The organism is Bacillus sp. NSP9.1 (genome assembly GCF_000465465.2).
In the GTDB taxonomy this organism is placed as follows: Bacteria; Bacillota; Bacilli; order Bacillales; family Bacillaceae; genus Bacillus; species Bacillus sonorensis_A.
The window spans coordinates 1,083,890-1,100,761 of the sequence record NZ_CP048273.1 but is presented as its reverse complement, the minus strand read 5'-3'; the positions used below and the strand labels follow the sequence as shown (position 1 = coordinate 1,100,761).

The window sequence follows — 16,872 nt, the reverse complement described above, 5'->3', positions numbered from 1 at the left end:
AATCGTATACAATTAACTATTGTTTATTTCTATATTAATCGGCTTTATTTAAAGGATGCGAAAACATTGAAAAAATCTATCATACCTTCTTTGATAACGATTGGAAACTTTGTTTCAGGCTTGTCTTCAATATTGCTGGCATTCAGAGGGTATTTATTTTTAGCGATTATATTTGTGATCATCGGCGCCATTTTGGACAGCCTTGACGGCATGGCGGCGCGGAAATTAAACGCCGTCAGCCTGTTCGGAAAAGAGTTGGATTCTTTGTCTGATATTATTACGTTCGGTGTCGCTCCGGCTATTATTACATATTCGATCGTTTTTCATGATGCTCCGGTTCTGGGCCTCCCTTCTACACTATTATTCCCGGTCTGCGGGGCTCTGCGGCTGGCCCGATTTAATATTCAATCTGAGAACCAAACTTATTTTACGGGGCTGCCTATTACCGCTGCCGGCACCATTTTGGTGTGCCTCAACCTTTTATGGGGGATTATCGGCCCAAAAACGGTCATTATGTTCTCTTTATGTTTGTCCTATCTCATGGTCAGCAAAATCAGAGTCATCAGTTTAAAAGGGAAAAATCTATTGAAGAAAGTGAGCTAGGATTTCATGGAGTTGGCAAAAGAATTAATTTCCCACTACGGGTATTTTGCGATATTCGGCATGCTCGTGCTCGGCATCGTAGGCCTTCCGATACCCGACGAGGTGATGATGACATTTGTCGGGTATCTGTCTTCTATACATATCCTAAACTATGAGCTGTCGCTGTTGATCAGTTTCTCCGGTGCGTTGTCGGGGATGATCATCAGCTATTTTTTAGGGAATAAAATCGGCAAGCCGCTGCTTGACAGGTTCGGTAAATGGATCGGTTTAACGCCGAAAAGATTGGATACTGTTCACCGCTGGTTTGATAAATACGGTCCGTGGACGATTGTGTTCGGCTATTTTGTTCCCGGCATTCGCCATGTCACATGCTATTTGTCCGGAATGAACGAAATGAAAATGAAAAGGTTTCTGATATATGCCGGTTCAGGAGCTTTAATTTGGTGTCTCGTTTTTATTACGATCGGCTATACGCTCGGCGTTATATAAAAGCAGGCTGCTTTTTACCGATGACAACAAAAGGAGTGAACAGCTTGAAAAAGCGGCTTTACCGATGTTTGATTGAATTGACAAATAAAAAGAAAGTTTCAACGGCATTGAAAAGATTTGCCCAGTCAAAGCTCAGCAAACCGCTCATCCCCTCCTATATCAAAACCTTTCGTATCAACACCGAAGAAATGCTGGAAGACGTCGGCTCTTTTAACAGTCTGCATGAGCTGTTCATCAGAAAGTTGAAAAACGGAGTGCGCCCGCTTCCCTCTGATCCAAACAGCCTGATCAGTCCGGTGGACGGGGTTGTTGAAGAATGGGGCACAATCTCTTCCGACAAACAGTTTATTGTGAAAAATAAGCCTTATTCTCTGGAGGAAATGATCGACAGAGATGAAGTCGCAAGCCGCTATATAGGCGGAACATATATCATCATCTATTTAAGTCCGAGAGACTACCACAGAATCCACAGCCCGGCCGACGGGACGCTTGAAAAACAATATTCATTGGGAAGCGCTTCATACCCGGTGAACACCATCGGTTTGACATATGGAAAATCGCCGCTGACGAAAAACCACAGAATGATTTCCGAATTCAGGCATCAATATGGTTCAGCCTTACTGGTGAAGGTTGGCGCGATGTATATTAACTCGATCGTCATGCTGTCGAATTCAACTGAATGGCGGAAAGGAGAAGAAATCGCTTATTTTTCGTTCGGTTCAACCGTTATTCTCCTGTTTGAAAAAGACACCTTTGTCCCCGCTGAGCGCCTCGGCCCCTCACTGAAAGTCAAAATGGGAGATGTGCTGGGCTCTCTGACAAAGCGGACTTCGTAATCCCCCGAAAACGACTTCGGGGGATTTTTTATTCCTCACTTTAAAAAACGGGGCCAAAAGCTCCCCATTTAAGTCAAAATTCCTATAAAATATGCTGATTCAGCAAAGAAAACACCCTTTTCTCTCTTTTATTTAATTATCAATCACTTATTTTAATTAAAAAAACGCACAAAATTGACACTTCTCTTCTACAATTGAAACCATACAAACATGGGGGTGTTTTTCATGGAAGCAGCAAAAGATTTGAAACCGATTACAAATCAGAATGATCAACAAAATAAAAATATTTTCCAAAAATTGATCAGCTGGAAGGTTGGTGTGATTCCCTTCCCGCTGTACATTGCGCTCGCACTGATTATTTTTTTGGCAGCCTATTTCAATCAACTGCCGAATGACATGCTCGGCGGCTTTGCCATCATCATGATTCTCGGAATCATTCTCGGGGATGTCGGACAGCGCATTCCGATCTTGAAAGACATCGGCGGTCCGGCTATTCTATCGTTGTTCGTTCCTTCATTTTTAGTCTTTTTTAAAGTGTTGAATCCCGTTTCTTTGGAAGCGGTTACCACACTGATGAAGACATCGAATTTTCTATATTTCTATATCGCCTGCCTTGTAGCGGGAAGCATTTTGGGCATGCATCGGACGGTTTTGATTCAAGGGTTTATGAGAATGTTCGTTCCGCTTTTGGCCGGTACGATCGCCGCTGTGACCGCCGGAATTCTTGTCGGCCTTTTATTTGGCTACAGTCCTTATGAAGCATTTTTCTTTATCATTGTGCCGATTATCGCCGGCGGCATCGGCGAAGGGATCTTGCCGCTTTCTCTCGGCTACTCGCAAATATTGGGCCAGTCTCATGAAGCGTTTGTATCACAGCTGATTCCAGCCGCTATTATCGGAAACGTGGTGGCGATTATCGCCGCAGGCCTGATGAAAAAACTTGGTGAAAAACGGCCGGAATTAAACGGGAACGGACGCCTCGTCAAATCGAACAAAGATCATGAATTATTCAATCAGAAAGAAGAGGAAGCTAAAATCGATTTGAAATTAATGGGCGCGGGCGTCTTGATCGCTTGTTCATTCTTCATTTTCGGCGGCCTGGTATCCAAGTTCATCGCGATTCCGGGAGCGATTTTAATGATTATCTCCGCAGCCCTGGTCAAATACGCGAAGCTTCTGCCGGCGAGCATGGAAAAAGGCGCTCACCAGCTTTACAAATTCATGTCCTCAAGCTTTACGTGGCCATTGATGGTCGGACTTGGCATTCTTTATATCCCGCTTGATGATGTCGCATCCGTCATCTCGCTTCGCTTTATCGCCGTTTGTGCTTCTGTCGTAATTGCGATGGTGGCATCAGGATACTACGTCGGAAAATTAATGAACATGTATCCTGTAGAATCAGCCATCGTCACAGGCTGCCACAGCGGACTTGGCGGAACCGGGGATGTCGCGATTCTTTCAGCTTCAGGACGGATGGGGCTCATGCCTTTCGCGCAAATTTCAACGCGTATCGGAGGTGCGTCCACCGTCATTGCGGCGACTATATTATTGAAGCTTTTCACCTCGTAAAAAGCGCATAAAAAAACAAAAAGGAGTCTGATCTATACGATCGGATTCCTTTTTTGCTTTCAGCGTTTTTCAACTCTGATATATTCTCTCGGTTTAAAAGGGACGCGTTCATTCGTTGTGAAGCGCATATCATCGGTCCCTGTTTTAATCGGGGTGTAATCGCCGCGGTACTGCCGTTTTTCGGCGGCTTCTGCATCGGCTGGAGCCTCACGGGTCATTTCCCTGTTGATCAGAAACGCTCCCGCAAAAAGCGAACAAAATAAACTGCAGCTGACAAAAGCTTTTCTTTTCATCTTTCATCACCTCAGTTTTCAGCTTGTTCAAAAAAACTTTCCATTATACAAATCGTTCATTTTTTGTTAAAATTGTTTTCAGGTTCATAAGACCACATAAACAGCAAACCTTTTGCGATCATGCAGCCGATTAAAATTTGAGTTATAATTTGTCTAGGTCACCAGCTCTAAAAAAGTACATAACGTTTGAAAATTTTAGTATGGATCAGAATGTATTTATACATGCTACCTAAGGGAGGTTAACGATGACGTCTTTACATATTGCTATTTTATCGCCTTTTGCACTCGCTTTCTTGATCCCGCTCTTGGCGAAATACGCCCGGAAGATTCATACGGGATGGTTTGTCCTGGTACTTCCTGTTCTCTTATTTATTTATTTTTTCCGTATGATCGGGATGACGGCCGATGGCGGCACATTAAAAGCCGTCATGGAGTGGATTCCGTCCTTCGGGATCAATTTCACCGCTTATGTCGACGGCCTCGGACTGCTGTTTGCCCTCTTGATAACAGGGATCGGCTCTTTGGTTGTCCTCTACAGCATCTACTATCTGTCTAAAGAAAAAGAACAGCTCGGACCGTTTTACGTTTACCTGCTCATGTTTATGGGCGCAATGCTCGGAGTTGTTCTTGTTGATAACGTCATTGTACTTTATCTATTTTGGGAATTGACCAGCATATCCTCTTTTCTGCTTATCGGCTATTGGTACAAGCGGGAAAAATCGCGCTATGGCGCAACAAAATCGATGCTTATCACGATTTTCGGCGGTCTGGCGATGCTCGGGGGCTTCATCCTGCTTTACACGATAACGGGTTCATTCAGCATTAGAGAGATGATCGGCCAGGTCGATCTCATCTCGGCCAGCGGCTTCTATATTCCCGCACTCGTGTTGATTTTAATCGGCGCCTTTACAAAATCGGCGCAATTTCCATTTTATATCTGGCTTCCTGATGCCATGGAAGCGCCGACACCCGTCAGTGCCTATCTGCACTCCGCTACAATGGTAAAAGCGGGTATTTATATTGTCGCAAGATTCACACCAATCTTCGCTTTTTCGGGAGAATGGTTTTGGATTGTCTCAATTACGGGGATTGTCACGCTGTTCTGGGGCTCTTTCAATGCGGTCAAACAGACTGATTTGAAAGCGATTCTCGCATTTTCGACGGTCAGCCAGCTCGGGATGGTGATGTCGATGCTTGGCGTCGGCTCCGCCGCATTGCACTATCAAAACTTTGAATATTACATGGTCGCGGTTATCGCCGCCGTCTTTCACTTGATCAACCATGCGACATTCAAAGGCAGCCTGTTCATGGCCGTCGGGATTATCGACCATGAAACAGGAACGAGAGACATCCGCAGGCTCGGCGGTTTGATGACGGTCATGCCGATCACCTTTACGATCACGCTGATCGGCGCGTTTTCGATGGCCGGACTGCCGCCGTTCAACGGTTTTCTGAGTAAAGAAATGTTTTTCACCAGCATGCTCAGAATCACGGATTTCGGTCTTTATCATGCCGATACATGGGGTGTCCTGCTTCCTGTTTTGGCATGGATCGGCAGCGTGTTTACCTTTATTTACAGCATGGTTTTATTTTTCAAAACATTCACCGGAAAATATCAGCCGGAAAAACTGGAGAAAAAAGCGCATGAGGCTCCGCTCGGCATGCTGATTTCGCCGATTGTTCTCGCCTCTCTCGTTGTGATTTTTTTCTTTTTCCCAAACATTTTGTCGTACAGCATCATCGAACCTGCCGCCGCATCGATTATGCCGACCCTTTTGGGCGATGATGAGAAGTTCAAGGTTCATATATACATGTGGCACGACTTTTCACCGGAGTTCTTCATGACGGTCGGGGTCGTTGTCCTTGGAGTTCTCGCATATTTGACCATCAGCAAATGGAAAAAAGTCTATGGTCTGTTCCCGGAAAAGCTGGCGCTGAACAAGCTCTATGACAGCTCCCTCACCGGCCTTGAGAAGAGCTCCAACAGGTTGACCAGGGGATATATGACGGGTTTTCTCCGCGATTACCTTGTCTATGTTTTCGTCTTTTTTATTGTTCTCATCGGCGGCTCGCTTGCGATCACAGGAGGCTTTTCATATGACGTCAAAGGAAATGCTTCAATCGGCGTGTACGAGCTCGTCCTGTCGATCGTGATGATTGCCGCGACATTTACGACCGTTTTCGCGCGGTCAAGGCTGACGGCGATTATCGGACTCGGTGTCATCGGCTATACGCTCGCGTTATTCTTTGTCATTTTCAGAGCGCCGGATCTGGCGCTGACACAGCTGATTATTGAGACCATCTCCGTGGCGCTGTTCCTGTTGTGCTTCTACCATTTACCGAAGCTCAGATTCAAGCCGAAGTCGGCAAAATTCAGGCTGACCAATGCCATCGTCTCGATCGGAGTCGGTGCGGTCGTAACGCTTCTGGCTTTGTCGGCAAACAGCCAGCGGACGCTGGACAGCATTTCGGCTTTCTTTATCGAAAACAGCTATAAACTCGGGGGCGGCCATAACATCGTCAACGTGATTTTGGTCGATTTCAGGGGATTTGATACATTGTTTGAAATTACCGTCCTTGCCATTGCCGCGTTAGGCATTTACGGAATGATCAAGCTAAGAATGGAGAAAGGGGGAGAAGAGCATTGAGAAAACACGAGACAAATGATGTGATCCTTCAAACGGTTACGAAGATCGCCGCCTTTATTATTTTGCTCTTTTCTTTCCACATTCTTATGGCCGGCCATAACGATCCCGGTGGAGGTTTTATCGGCGGTTTGATGACCTCCTCGTCAATCGTGCTGCTATTGCTCGCCTATGACTTAAAAACGGTGCAGAACATTCTCCCCATCAACTTTATTTATGTGGCCGCAACCGGATTATTGATATCCCTCAGCACGGGGATCGGTTCTTTTGTCTTCGGTGCTCAGTTTCTCTCGCACGCTTTTGATTATTTTGATCTTCCGCTGCTTGGGAAAACGGAGCTTGCCACCGCCGTATTGTTTGATATCGGCGTGTATCTCGTGGTGGTCGGCGTGACCATGACCATTATTCAGACGATTGGAGAGAGAGAATAATGGAAATTTTAATGTCTTTTATCGTAGGGATCCTATTCATGGCAGCGACTTATTTAATGCTGTCCAAGAGCCTTCTGCGGGTGATTATCGGAACGGCCGTTCTCAGCCACGGCGTCCACCTTCTGTTGCTGACGATGGGAGGGTTAAAAAAAGGTGCTCCGCCCATTTTAAAAGAGGGAACGGCATCATATGTCGATCCGCTGCCGCAGGCTCTGATATTAACGGCCATCGTTATCGCTTTCGGTGTGACATCATTTCTTTTGGTCATGGCCTTCCGCGCCTACCAGGAGCTGAAAATGGATGATATGGATCAAATGAGGGGAAATGATCAACATGAATAATCTTGTAATCCTGCCAATTCTCATTCCGTTATTGGCAGCCGCTTTGCTTATCTTTATGAACAAATCGATAAAACTAATGCGTGTATTCAGTGCCATATCTTCCCTTGCAGCTGTGATTGCGGCAGGCTTCCTCGTGCAAACCGTGTTTACAGACGGCATCCAAACGCTGTACGTCGGCGGCTGGAAACCTCCGTTTGGGATCAGCCTTGTCGCCGATCAGTTCGCGAGCCTTCTCGCATTCACAACGGCCATCATCGGATTTCTGACCGTTCTTTATTCGTTTCGTTCCATCGGGGAAAAGCGGGAGCGCTTCTTTTATTATCCCGCTGTCCAATTCCTCCTGGCAGGCGTCAGCGGCGCTTTTTTGACAGGAGATTTGTTTAACTTGTTCGTCTTCTTTGAAGTATTGCTGATGTCTTCTTATGTACTGATCGTCATCGGGGGAACGAAGATTCAGCTGCGGGAATCTTTAAAATACATCGTTTTTAATATCATTTCTTCCGCCCTGTTCGTCATTGGAGTCGCTTATTTATACGCTGTGACGGGGACCTTGAACATGGCGGATTTGAGCGTTCGGATCGCTGAATCCGGCCAAACCGGACTGATCACCGTCATCGCCGTATTATTTCTGATCGTTTTCGGTCTGAAAGGCGGGATTTTCCCGCTTTACTTCTGGATGCCGGGTTCATACTACGCACCGCCTGCGCCAGTCTCGGCTTTGTTCGGAGCGCTCCTCACCAAAGTCGGAATGTACGCGATCGCAAGGGTGTTTACGCTGATTTTCACACAAGATGCCGCTTTCACCCACCAGCTGATGGTCTGGCTCGCGGCACTCACCATCATCTTCGGCGTGATCGGCTCCATTGCATATTGGGATGTCCAAAAAATCATCATCTACAATATCGTGACAGCGGTCGGCGTGATCCTTTTGGGGATCGCCGCCAATACACCGGCGTCGATCGAGGGGGCCATCTATTATCTGATTCATGATATGATCATCAAAGGAGCGCTGTTTATGCTTGCCGGAACGCTCTTTGCGCTGACCGGAACACACAACCTGAAAAAAATGAGCGGACTCATCAAAAACCATCCCGTCCTCGGCTGGATGTTTATGATGTCCGCCGTTTCATTGGCCGGAGTCCCTCCTTTTAGCGGATTTATCGGCAAGCTGAAAATCGCTGAAGGCGGATTTTTAAGCGGAGAGTTCGTCATCACACTGCTCATGCTTTTATCAAGCTTGCTCGTATTATATTCCGTTATGAAAATTTTTATTAACGGCTTTTGGGGTGAAGAACGGGAAGACGCCCCGGCGGCAAAACCGCTCAAAAGCTACCTTTATCCGGCGGCGATACTGCTCTTTCTGTCCCTTGCCATCGGAATCGGCACCGAGTTTGTCGCACCGTATTTTCATCAGGCGGCCGACACGCTGGTCAACCCGGAAAAATATATTGAAGCCGTTTTGAAGGAGTAGATCGCATGGCATTACAAATCTTGTTGAATTTTATTCTTGCGTTATGCTGGATGTTTTTAAACAACGACTACACCGCTGCCAGCTTTATTATCGGTTACGCGATCGGATTGTTCACGCTCTTTTTGATGAGGCGTTTTTTCCACCGCCGTTTTTATTTGATTAATATATGGGCGATTGTCAGGCTGCTGTTTATTTTCATGAAAGAGCTGATTTTAGCCAATGTGGCCGTTCTGAAGACGATCCTGTCGCCAAAGCTGAAAAATAAACCGGGCATTTTCGCGTTCAAGACAGACCTTAAAGAGGACTGGGAAATCACGACTTTGGCGAATCTGATTTCGCTGACACCCGGCACGCTAGTCGTCGATGTCTCCGATGACCGTTCGATTCTTTATATTCATGCAGTTGATATAGATGATGCCGAAAAAGCCATCAGCGACATTCGCGATTCATTTGAAGAAGCCATTAAGGAGGTAAGCCGCTGATGTTTGAATTTATTTTGCAATTGTCGCTCGGTATTCTGGCGGTCTCCACTTTGTTATACGTCCTGAGGGTCATTAAAGGACCGAGCATCCCGGACAGAGTGGTGGCCCTTGATGCGATCGGCATCAATCTGATCGGAATTACGGCTCTCGTCTCCATCCTGTTAAATACGACGGCCTATTTAGAGGTTATCCTCTTGATCGGTATTCTTGCCTTTATCGGGACCGTTGCCTTTTCTAAATTCCTTGAGAAGGGAGAGATTATCGAAAATGATCGAAGCCGCTAAATTGTTGATCGCTTTTTTCATTTTATTGGGCGCGCTGATCTCCCTGGCCGCTTCTTTTGGGACATTGAGGCTTCCTGATGTCTATTCGAGAATTCATGCCGCTTCTAAAGGAGCCACATTGGGAGTCATCGCTGTTCTCCTCGGCGTGTTCTTTTATTTCTGGCTGCTACACGGCATCATTACAGCCAAAGTGCTGCTCGGCATCGTTTTTGTCTTCCTGACGTCTCCGGTGGGCGCCCACCTGATCGCCAGGGCCGCCTACAATACGGGGGTTAAAATGGAAGAGAAAAGCGTGCAGGATGATTATGAAGGCTATCGGAATGTAATCGGCAAAAAGAAGGAAGATTCACATGTATAAAGAAAACTCGCCGTTTGGCGAGTTTTTTTACAACGTATCGTTATGATGAAGGCCGCTGGATGACCGCCATCGTACACCTTGAAATGCAAATGAGCCGGTCTTGTTCATCGCGAATTTCAATGTTGAACACCATTGTCGTTTTCCCGACATGAAGAGGGGTTGCGACAGCTTGAACGGTTCCGTCCTTAACGGACTTGATGTGATTGGCGTTTATCTCAAGTCCGAAGCATGCCTGCTGTTTTGGATCGATATGCTGATATGCTCCGATGCTGGCGACCGTTTCGGCAAGCGCGACAGATGCGCCTCCGTGAAGATAGCCAAAAGGCTGTCGCGTCCGTTCATCAACAGGCATAACGGCGACACACCGTTCCTTGTTGCATTCCGTCAGTTCAATCCCTAAAGCTTCGAGAAGTGTGTGCTTTGTCTCCACTCTACAAGTCCCTCCTTGATTACAGTACACCTTCGGATTTCGCGATCAGCACAGCCTCGGTCCGCGAGCCGACATTCAGCTTGCTGAATACCGACGTCAGACTGTATTCAATCGAGCGCTTGCTCAAATGGAGGGCATCGGCAATCTCCTGATTCGTATAGCCTTTTTCAACTTCTTTCAGAATCAGGCATTCCCTTTCTGTCAAAAGCTCGTGCTCGGTCTGCTGGCTGTTTGTCTTCGTCTTTTGCTGTGTAATCAGCTGTTTAAAATAATCGTAGTCGACGACAATTTTATTGTCCAACACCTGGTATATGTACTCGATGATCTTTTCTTTTGATTCCGTCTTGCTGATCGCGCCGTGCATACCTGAACGAATCGCTTCTTCAAAATAATCTTCCACCTCATATCCGGTATATACGATAATTTTGCATGATGAACAGGTCTCAAGGATTTTCTTGGATAGGTCCATTCCGTTGATTTCACCTAGATTCAAATCCATTAAGATCAGGTCATACGCAGAAAAATCATGGTTCGTCAGAAATTGTTCGCTGGCTTCAGGGCTGAGGCAATCGACAATGAAGTCCTGATTTGTTTCAAGAATTGCCTTCGTCCCCTCCATAACAGCCGGATGATCATCGATCACAAGTAATCTTCTCATAATTTCCTCCCTTTTGCGTTACCTTGCCCTATCACCATTTTATAGAAAAAACTTGGCAGATGCCAAGCAAAATCGTTAACGAATCATTACAATTCCATTTCAATGACGACTCTGAATCCTTTCCCTTCTGCCGTTTGAATATCCAGGTTTCCATTCAATGCACGGACGCGCTCGCGAATCCCTGACAGCCCCATGCTTGCGCTGTTTTGATAAAGCTTGTCCTGATCGACGCCGATGCCGTTGTCCTCATAATGCAGCACGACTTTTTCCTTAATGCAGACAAGCATAATCAACACCTCAGTAGCTTTTGAATGCTTGACCGCATTGCTCAAGAGCTCCTGGACAATCCTGTACAGATTGAGCTGTGTATCGAGATCCAATACCTTTGTAAACTTTTCCGTATTCAGGCGGATTTTTTCAATCGCCGAAGATTCACGATGCTGTGCCGCCAGTTTGGAAAGCGCCTTAACAAGGCCTAGATCATACAAGAGCTGCGGCCTCAGCTCCTGGCATGTTTCCCTTGTCGTCTGGATGACGGTGGACATTTGCTCATTCATATTGATCAGCCTTTGCCGGATTTGATTCGTACAGACTTTATCTTTTTCAAAATCGGCCAGAAACATCTCGCCCTGATGCTTCAATGAAATCATGTCCTGCAGCACTGAATCGTGCAAATCACGTGCCAAATCAGACCTTTGCTTTTCCTCGATCGCAAACATCAGCTTGTTCAGCCAAGCCGGATTCGGCCCTTCTTGTTTGACATTTTCCAGATGCTCCATCAGCTCGCCGATCTTCAGCACGTTTTCCAAGGACACGCTCGTATAAAAGGCCAGCGTCTCCAGCCAGGAAATCTCATCACGGGTCAATCTAGGCGTGTTTAAAACCGACAGGCACAGCATCACATACGACGTTCCGCCCCGCTCCCCGATTTTAATCAAAAACCCGCGGTCGACTTCGACGATTTTGCCGATTTCGGTGATGACCTTGGCGACTTCTTTTTCATACGGAATCCACGGGTATTCTTCCGTTTCTCCTTCGAGTAAGGAAATTGATCCATTGTTTTTGACCCTCAGTACATGCGCCTGACTGACAACCAGTACATCTAAAATGGTTTGCTTCAATTCCAACAGAACCTGGTTTAAAGATGTGAAGGAGCGAATCGTTTGTGTAAATTTAAAAATGCTGTCTTGATAATTGAACTTCTCCGAGAACCGCTTCAGACGGAAGCGGTAGTCTAAGATTTCTTTTAAATAGAAGACTCCGAGCATGAGAAGATAAATATAAACAGCTAATCTTAAATCATAATAATCACCTGTTTGATATTTCATTAACTTAATAGACGATATCAGAATTATTGTCGGAATAATTGCTAATAACCCATAGTATTTTAATCTTCCTACCAAAAACTCTACATCATAAATTTTATTAGAGATAAATTGATAAACTAAAGAAAATGGTATAATTAATATACATGGAGCAACTACTGCCGCAGAATAAATATAATCACCAATTAATAAAATTGGAATAACAAAAAACACTACAAAAGGGAAGACTCCAAAGAAATTTCCCAACATAAGCATTTTCAGAAAATATATTTGTTCATTATGCTTATACTTAATTAAACCATAAATAATAACTGCGTAAACTAAAGCAATTCCAATAAAAAACGAAAATAAATTGATATATGTTATAGGCTCTTCAAGAATTCCAAAAAGATCATATAAAATTTCTATTACGATGTTTAGGATTGGCAAGATATAAAGCAACAACATTTTATTGCTGAAGAATTTTTCTCCAACTTCTTTGAAATATTGAAGTATAAAGTGATAATAACTAGCAGGTATGGATAAGAAAGTTAACAAATTTAGATATCTACTAAATTTATCACCTCTTGATACGCCGCCAATACTAACATATGCTATTGAAATTACGAGTAAAAATAAAATCAACAAAAAAGATGATGTTTGTTTTTTAGTTTTATTTGATTTTAAGATCAAAAAAACACATAACATACATAATAAATAAAATACAACCGGAATTAAAACAGTAAATAAGATATCATAGCTTATAATAGTTTCTCTAGTATCAGTAGTAATGATTTCTCCGTTTCTTTCAATCGACAATGAGCGAACGTCAGACAGAATACTTTTCTTTGGTTCATTTGTAGATGGTTTTTCGTTATTTACTTCAAGAATGATATCTCCAGATTGTAAACCGGTATAATCCGCTAAGGAATCTTTCTCAACATATTCAACAACAAGCTGATTTTTAGAATTGTACTCTAAATATGCACCTACAAACATGTTGTTATAGCATAGAAATACAACAAAAACAGTATAAATAAAACTAATAGCAACTAAGGCGACCGAAATCAATTTCAACGAAAACTTCATTTTAAACGTCCTAATTTTAAATTTATCCCCAAACAGGAACTCTTCTTCCAATAGATTCCCATTCTTTAAAACCTTCTACTATACTTAGTATTTGATCTTGATCTAGTCCAATCAAGCTGGCATTTCCCTTAATAATCTGTTCTAAAACCTCTGGATGTTGGATTAAATAACTTACAATCTCCTGCACGATTTATTTTAATCCTCCCTTTCAAACTTATTTAAAATCAAAGAAACCAGTTTTTTCTTCTCTTTCTCTCCCAGTTCCAACTTTTCGATTCCTTTTTTAAACTTCTGAATAGCAAGCTGGTTCATGACATACATATATTGGGTGACGCCTGCTTCTTTCAATTTCTCTTTATAGCATTTTATTTCTATATCGGCAATTTTATCCTTGTATTCAAATATTTTTAACAAATCAATTGAAGCTTGATTAAATTTTCGTGACAAATATAAGTATGCGAGCGTTCTTTTCTTTTTAGCGATGTCGCTTTTTGAATCATAAAAAAGGGCCTTAAAATCGTTTTCGATTTGAAAGGCGATCCCGAGCTGATAGGCGTATTCTTCAACTGTTGGATTGAATTCTCCTGTGGCTAGAACCGTCCCCAAAACGCATGGTATAACAATTAGCGAACCAGATTTTCTCTGGATCATATCAAGACACTCTTCTTCAGTGGCGGGCTTATCACTAAGATCGTCATGCTGTCCTTGCGATGATTGCAATACATATTCCATCAGCTTATGCACAAACAAAGGATCATTTGAAACAGAGCTGATTACTTTGATGCTGAGGGTGTAAAGAGCCGTCGCCGCGTTCAGGGCGATTGAGCGGTTCGCCTTCATCCAAGGTGCGTCAAAGCTGTCTTCATCCTCCAAATCATCGAAAATATCAAAAGAAAGGATCAGCAGTTCAATTCCGGCTGCGAGCGTTTCTGCCGCTTTGGTGTCCGTGCCGCCGAAACTAAAGTAATGGTAAAAAACAAGCTCGGCGAAAGGCAACTGGTCCTTTGCATCTACAAAGGAGCGTAAAGTCTGATTTAAGTCGGGATTGGGAATGTCATCGTCTATAAAATGATTCATTCTTTGCTTGATTTTGTTGTGGTCTAGACAAAAAAGCTTAGAGATGGTGCTCACTCCTTTCTTAATATTTTACTAAATCAAATTCCCGATTGACAGAGCATTTTTTTTATTTAACAATTATATAATAATTTAACCTTTTTTTGGTTTTCGGCACAAAAAAAAAGACTTGTCTGAAAACAAGTCTTCTTAAGAGGATTTCAAATATGTGTATTTGTCGTATTGATCAATGCTTTTGTTAATCTTGCGCAAGGAGTCCTTTGTTTCTCTGATTTCATTTTCCAGCCGCCAAAGCAATTGCTTTAATTCTTCAATTTGTTGCTTTTCCACCGATTCCACACTCCTTTTGGAAGATCAATCAATTTGTGTATAGTGAACGAGTCATAGGTATTTGATCTGTTAATACAAGTTTAAAGGGAATTGGTCTCTTTTTCACCGAAAAGTTGCCCTTCTATTCATGCGTTACACCGCAAACTTTCAATAGACCATAACACCTATTTTACACGATGTGTCAATGGTACTCAATTCCTAATGAAACATAAAATTTTTAATTGATTTATTCATTTTCAAATTTTACATTCCGCTAAACCCCTATATATATCATGTCTGGAGGTGAAATCTGTTCGCTTTATGAGTGTAGAACGAAAGTATGACCTTTCCTCCAATAGAAAAACTTAAGATATTGCGGCACGCAATGACGGGTACAACACCGAAAAAAACGCAAAAGACCCCCGCGCAAATCCAAGCCGAAAAAAACCATTCGTCCGGCTCACACCGCAAAAACCGCAATTGGACCCGTAAAATGAAAGAAAGAGGTGTTCAATGTGTATCCTCCATACTGTTTTCCGTATCATTATTACCATTGGCGTCCGGTCTATCCCGAAGTCGAAACAAGTACATTTCGCCGTTCCGCGAAAGATGCGGGCAATCTCTTGGCCGACGGCCATACGATCTTAAACAGGCTTTCTTCCTCCAGGGATCTGGCTCATAAAATCATGACCGCCGCCCAAAGCTCCCAAAAGGAAACCGTTATTTCATTGCTCAGGCAAACCGGCGTCCGGAGCGGGCTTGATGCATCCTTTAATCCGGACGGCATCACGATCATGCTCATCAACCCCAACAGTCGGATATTTTTGATTTTGCGCTGGTCTTAAATCAAAAAAAATTCCGGCCTCTTCTGGGAGAAGAGCCGGAATTTTTTGTTTACAAGATCTTATGGCACCAGTCAATGGCTTCAAGGTAGCATCGATATGCGTCCTCTTTTGTGATGCCTTCTGATTCAGCTGCATCATTCCATTCATTTCGTTCGATCGACTTCGCAAGCCTTAAGATTTTCAGGTAATCGTTTTCTGTGCCGAGCAAAGCTTGACCTACTTCCTCTGTCAGCGGCAGTTCATTGACGACTTCTTTCAGCTCTTTATGCAGCAGCGTGTCAATAAATGAGAACATGCCTGTCAGCAAATAGGCTGATGGCTGGGAGCGGCGTGTTTTTTTCGCCAGCAGTTCACACAGCTTGGCACGGATCAGCGATATTTTAACCACTTCGTTTTTGCTGGAATTTTGCTTCTTCGTTAAATCTTTAAAAGAGAGGATGAAGATCCATCTTTTAATTTCTTTAAACCCAAGCAGCACGATCGCCTGGCGGATGCTTTTGATTTTTTGCGTCGGCCTGTTGGCGGGAGAATTCAAAAGCCTCAGCAGCTGATAAGAAAGCGACAAATCCCGCTCAATGATATTCGTGACCTTTTCAATATCAGGCTGATCTTCACTCAGCTCGTGAAGCAATTCGTAATAGGCATGAAAATGGTATGTAATATCGTGGCCGTCAATGACAATCGGTTCGCTGAAGAAATAGCCCTGAAACAGATGAAATCCGTCTTTTGCCGCCTGTTCATACTCTTTTCTCGTCTCCACTTTCTCGGCGAGAAACATCAAGCGGTGAGCCCGGCACGACTGCAAAATGCTCCGCCTTTCCTGCTGCGTCGTTTTGAAAAAATCGACCTTCAAAATATCGACGGACTCCAAAAGCTGGTGAAGCAAATCGCAAGTGACGAAGCGCTTTAAACAAACATCATCCAAGGCGATCGTATAGCCGAGTCTTTTCAATTCCCTGCATTTTTGAATCAATTCAACGGTGATCGGCACATCTTCAAGAATTTCGACTACCAGCCGGTCCGGATCAAAATAAGTCGGCAAACCTGATGCCAAAAGACCCTCTGTAAAATTCACGTAATACTTTTTGCCCTCAGTTAACTTATCGATTCCTATATTTAAAAAGCTGTTAATCATTAATTCCGTCGTCGCTTGGTCACCATCTATACCAGAGTAAAAGTTCTCTTCACTTCCTCTGTATAAAAGCTCATATGCGACAACTTGCTCTTTTCGGTTAAAGATTGGCTGTCTGGCAACAAATACCCTCATTCATCTTCCCCCTAGCGGACTGAGGCGCCTTTGCTCTTCAGTGATCAATGAGCGGATTTTGCCGGATGGATAAACCGCTCAAAATGCGTATTGA

General features: G+C 43.8%; 20 protein-coding genes. 12 read left to right on the top strand and 8 right to left on the bottom strand.

The window, feature by feature from the left end; all coding sequences use genetic code 11:
• Nucleotides 1-66 precede the first annotated feature (66 nt).
• The 4 genes from pssA to M654_RS05390 all read left to right on the top strand — a co-directional run bounded on the left by pssA (nt 67) and on the right by M654_RS05390 (nt 3,497).
• Nucleotides 67-603, top strand: coding sequence for a CDP-diacylglycerol--serine O-phosphatidyltransferase (gene pssA, locus M654_RS05405; RefSeq protein ID WP_026588567.1), 537 nt, complete (start codon nt 67-69; stop codon nt 601-603).
• Nucleotides 604-609: 6 nt separating this feature from the next.
• The gene (locus M654_RS05400) at nt 610-1,092 is read left to right on the top strand and encodes a DedA family protein (RefSeq protein WP_026588568.1); all 483 of its coding nucleotides are present in this window, start codon (nt 610-612) and stop codon (nt 1,090-1,092) included.
• A gap of 44 nt (nt 1,093-1,136) precedes the next feature.
• Nucleotides 1,137-1,928: a phosphatidylserine decarboxylase gene (locus tag M654_RS05395; protein ID WP_026588569.1), complete on the top strand. Its 792-nt coding sequence runs from the start codon at nt 1,137-1,139 to the stop codon at nt 1,926-1,928.
• 225 nt (nt 1,929-2,153) lie between these two features.
• The gene (locus tag M654_RS05390; RefSeq protein WP_035428452.1) at nt 2,154-3,497 is read left to right on the top strand and encodes a 2-hydroxycarboxylate transporter family protein; all 1,344 of its coding nucleotides are present in this window, start codon (nt 2,154-2,156) and stop codon (nt 3,495-3,497) included.
• A gap of 59 nt (nt 3,498-3,556) precedes the next feature.
• Here M654_RS05390 and M654_RS05385 read toward each other — a convergent pair whose 3' ends face one another.
• Nucleotides 3,557-3,790: a hypothetical protein gene (locus M654_RS05385; protein WP_026588571.1), complete on the bottom strand. Its 234-nt coding sequence runs from the start codon at nt 3,788-3,790 to the stop codon at nt 3,557-3,559.
• Nucleotides 3,791-4,035: 245 nt separating this feature from the next.
• On the opposite strand from M654_RS05385, the gene M654_RS05380 reads away from it, so the two are divergent.
• From M654_RS05380 to mnhG, 7 genes are read left to right on the top strand one after another with little or no spacing between them, the layout of a single operon-like run.
• On the top strand, nt 4,036-6,438 hold the full coding sequence (locus M654_RS05380) for a Na+/H+ antiporter subunit A (protein ID WP_026588572.1): 2,403 nt from the start codon (nt 4,036-4,038) through the stop codon (nt 6,436-6,438).
• A complete protein-coding gene (locus tag M654_RS05375; protein ID WP_026588573.1) occupies nt 6,435-6,866 on the top strand; it encodes a Na(+)/H(+) antiporter subunit B in 432 nt (143 codons plus the stop codon). Before M654_RS05380 ends, M654_RS05375 begins: the two co-directional genes overlap by 4 nt.
• Nucleotides 6,866-7,207, top strand: a complete 342-nt coding sequence (locus tag M654_RS05370) for a Na(+)/H(+) antiporter subunit C (protein ID WP_026588574.1) — start codon at nt 6,866-6,868, stop codon at nt 7,205-7,207. The genes M654_RS05375 and M654_RS05370 overlap by 1 nt, the downstream gene beginning before the upstream one ends.
• On the top strand, nt 7,200-8,678 hold the full coding sequence (locus M654_RS05365) for a Na+/H+ antiporter subunit D (RefSeq protein WP_026588575.1): 1,479 nt from the start codon (nt 7,200-7,202) through the stop codon (nt 8,676-8,678). The genes M654_RS05370 and M654_RS05365 overlap by 8 nt, the downstream gene beginning before the upstream one ends.
• 5 nt (nt 8,679-8,683) lie before the next feature.
• Nucleotides 8,684-9,160, top strand: coding sequence for a Na+/H+ antiporter subunit E (locus M654_RS05360; RefSeq protein WP_026588576.1), 477 nt, complete (start codon nt 8,684-8,686; stop codon nt 9,158-9,160).
• Nucleotides 9,160-9,444 carry a Na(+)/H(+) antiporter subunit F1 gene (locus tag M654_RS05355; protein ID WP_026588577.1) on the top strand — a complete coding sequence of 95 codons (285 nt, stop codon included), beginning with the start codon at nt 9,160-9,162 and terminating at the stop codon, nt 9,442-9,444. Before M654_RS05360 ends, M654_RS05355 begins: the two co-directional genes overlap by 1 nt.
• Nucleotides 9,428-9,802 carry a monovalent cation/H(+) antiporter subunit G gene (mnhG, locus tag M654_RS05350; protein WP_026588578.1) on the top strand — a complete coding sequence of 125 codons (375 nt, stop codon included), beginning with the start codon at nt 9,428-9,430 and terminating at the stop codon, nt 9,800-9,802. The genes M654_RS05355 and mnhG overlap by 17 nt, the downstream gene beginning before the upstream one ends.
• Before the next feature lie 40 nt (nt 9,803-9,842).
• On the opposite strand, the gene M654_RS05345 is transcribed toward mnhG, so the two are convergent.
• From M654_RS05345 to degQ, 6 genes are all read right to left on the bottom strand, one after another.
• Entirely contained in the window at nt 9,843-10,232 is a 390-nt protein-coding gene (locus M654_RS05345) for a hotdog fold thioesterase (RefSeq protein ID WP_026588579.1), read from the bottom strand.
• 19 nt (nt 10,233-10,251) lie between these two features.
• Nucleotides 10,252-10,890, bottom strand: coding sequence for a two-component system response regulator ComA (locus M654_RS05340; protein ID WP_026588580.1), 639 nt, complete (start codon nt 10,888-10,890; stop codon nt 10,252-10,254).
• Between the two features lie 86 nt (nt 10,891-10,976).
• On the bottom strand, nt 10,977-13,283 hold the full coding sequence (locus tag M654_RS05335; protein WP_026588581.1) for an ATP-binding protein: 2,307 nt from the start codon (nt 13,281-13,283) through the stop codon (nt 10,977-10,979).
• A 22-nt stretch (nt 13,284-13,305) separates the two neighbouring features.
• On the bottom strand, nt 13,306-13,470 hold the full coding sequence (comX, locus tag M654_RS05330) for a competence pheromone ComX (RefSeq protein WP_026588582.1): 165 nt from the start codon (nt 13,468-13,470) through the stop codon (nt 13,306-13,308).
• 8 nt (nt 13,471-13,478) lie between these two features.
• Nucleotides 13,479-14,360 carry a polyprenyl synthetase family protein gene (locus tag M654_RS05325; RefSeq protein WP_026588583.1) on the bottom strand — a complete coding sequence of 294 codons (882 nt, stop codon included), beginning with the start codon at nt 14,358-14,360 and terminating at the stop codon, nt 13,479-13,481.
• A gap of 186 nt (nt 14,361-14,546) precedes the next feature.
• Complete coding sequence (degQ, locus tag M654_RS05320; RefSeq protein WP_026588584.1) at nt 14,547-14,687, bottom strand: degradation enzyme regulation protein DegQ; 141 nt, start codon at nt 14,685-14,687, stop codon at nt 14,547-14,549.
• 494 nt (nt 14,688-15,181) lie between these two features.
• On the opposite strand from degQ, the gene M654_RS05315 reads away from it, so the two are divergent.
• Nucleotides 15,182-15,511, top strand: coding sequence for a YuzC family spore coat inner layer protein (locus tag M654_RS05315; protein ID WP_026588585.1), 330 nt, complete (start codon nt 15,182-15,184; stop codon nt 15,509-15,511).
• Between the two features lie 49 nt (nt 15,512-15,560).
• Here M654_RS05315 and M654_RS05310 read toward each other — a convergent pair whose 3' ends face one another.
• The gene (locus M654_RS05310) at nt 15,561-16,778 is read right to left on the bottom strand and encodes an EAL and HDOD domain-containing protein (RefSeq protein WP_026588586.1); all 1,218 of its coding nucleotides are present in this window, start codon (nt 16,776-16,778) and stop codon (nt 15,561-15,563) included.
• Nucleotides 16,779-16,872 lie beyond the last annotated feature (94 nt).

Coding starts and splice junctions, on each gene's coding strand:
- mnhG (WP_026588578.1), top strand. CDS start 9,428: ATGATCGAAGCCGCTAAATTGTTGATCGCTTTTTTCATTTTATTGGGC.
- M654_RS05310 (WP_026588586.1), bottom strand. CDS start 16,778: ATGAGGGTATTTGTTGCCAGACAGCCAATCTTTAACCGAAAAGAGCAA.
- M654_RS05370 (WP_026588574.1), top strand. CDS start 6,866: ATGGAAATTTTAATGTCTTTTATCGTAGGGATCCTATTCATGGCAGCG.
- M654_RS05380 (WP_026588572.1), top strand. CDS start 4,036: ATGACGTCTTTACATATTGCTATTTTATCGCCTTTTGCACTCGCTTTC.
- M654_RS05360 (WP_026588576.1), top strand. CDS start 8,684: ATGGCATTACAAATCTTGTTGAATTTTATTCTTGCGTTATGCTGGATG.
- M654_RS05325 (WP_026588583.1), bottom strand. CDS start 14,360: ATGAATCATTTTATAGACGATGACATTCCCAATCCCGACTTAAATCAG.
- M654_RS05385 (WP_026588571.1), bottom strand. CDS start 3,790: ATGAAAAGAAAAGCTTTTGTCAGCTGCAGTTTATTTTGTTCGCTTTTT.
- M654_RS05340 (WP_026588580.1), bottom strand. CDS start 10,890: ATGAGAAGATTACTTGTGATCGATGATCATCCGGCTGTTATGGAGGGG.
- M654_RS05365 (WP_026588575.1), top strand. CDS start 7,200: ATGAATAATCTTGTAATCCTGCCAATTCTCATTCCGTTATTGGCAGCC.
- M654_RS05390 (WP_035428452.1), top strand. CDS start 2,154: ATGGAAGCAGCAAAAGATTTGAAACCGATTACAAATCAGAATGATCAA.
- M654_RS05335 (WP_026588581.1), bottom strand. CDS start 13,283: ATGAAGTTTTCGTTGAAATTGATTTCGGTCGCCTTAGTTGCTATTAGT.
- M654_RS05400 (WP_026588568.1), top strand. CDS start 610: ATGGAGTTGGCAAAAGAATTAATTTCCCACTACGGGTATTTTGCGATA.
- M654_RS05355 (WP_026588577.1), top strand. CDS start 9,160: ATGTTTGAATTTATTTTGCAATTGTCGCTCGGTATTCTGGCGGTCTCC.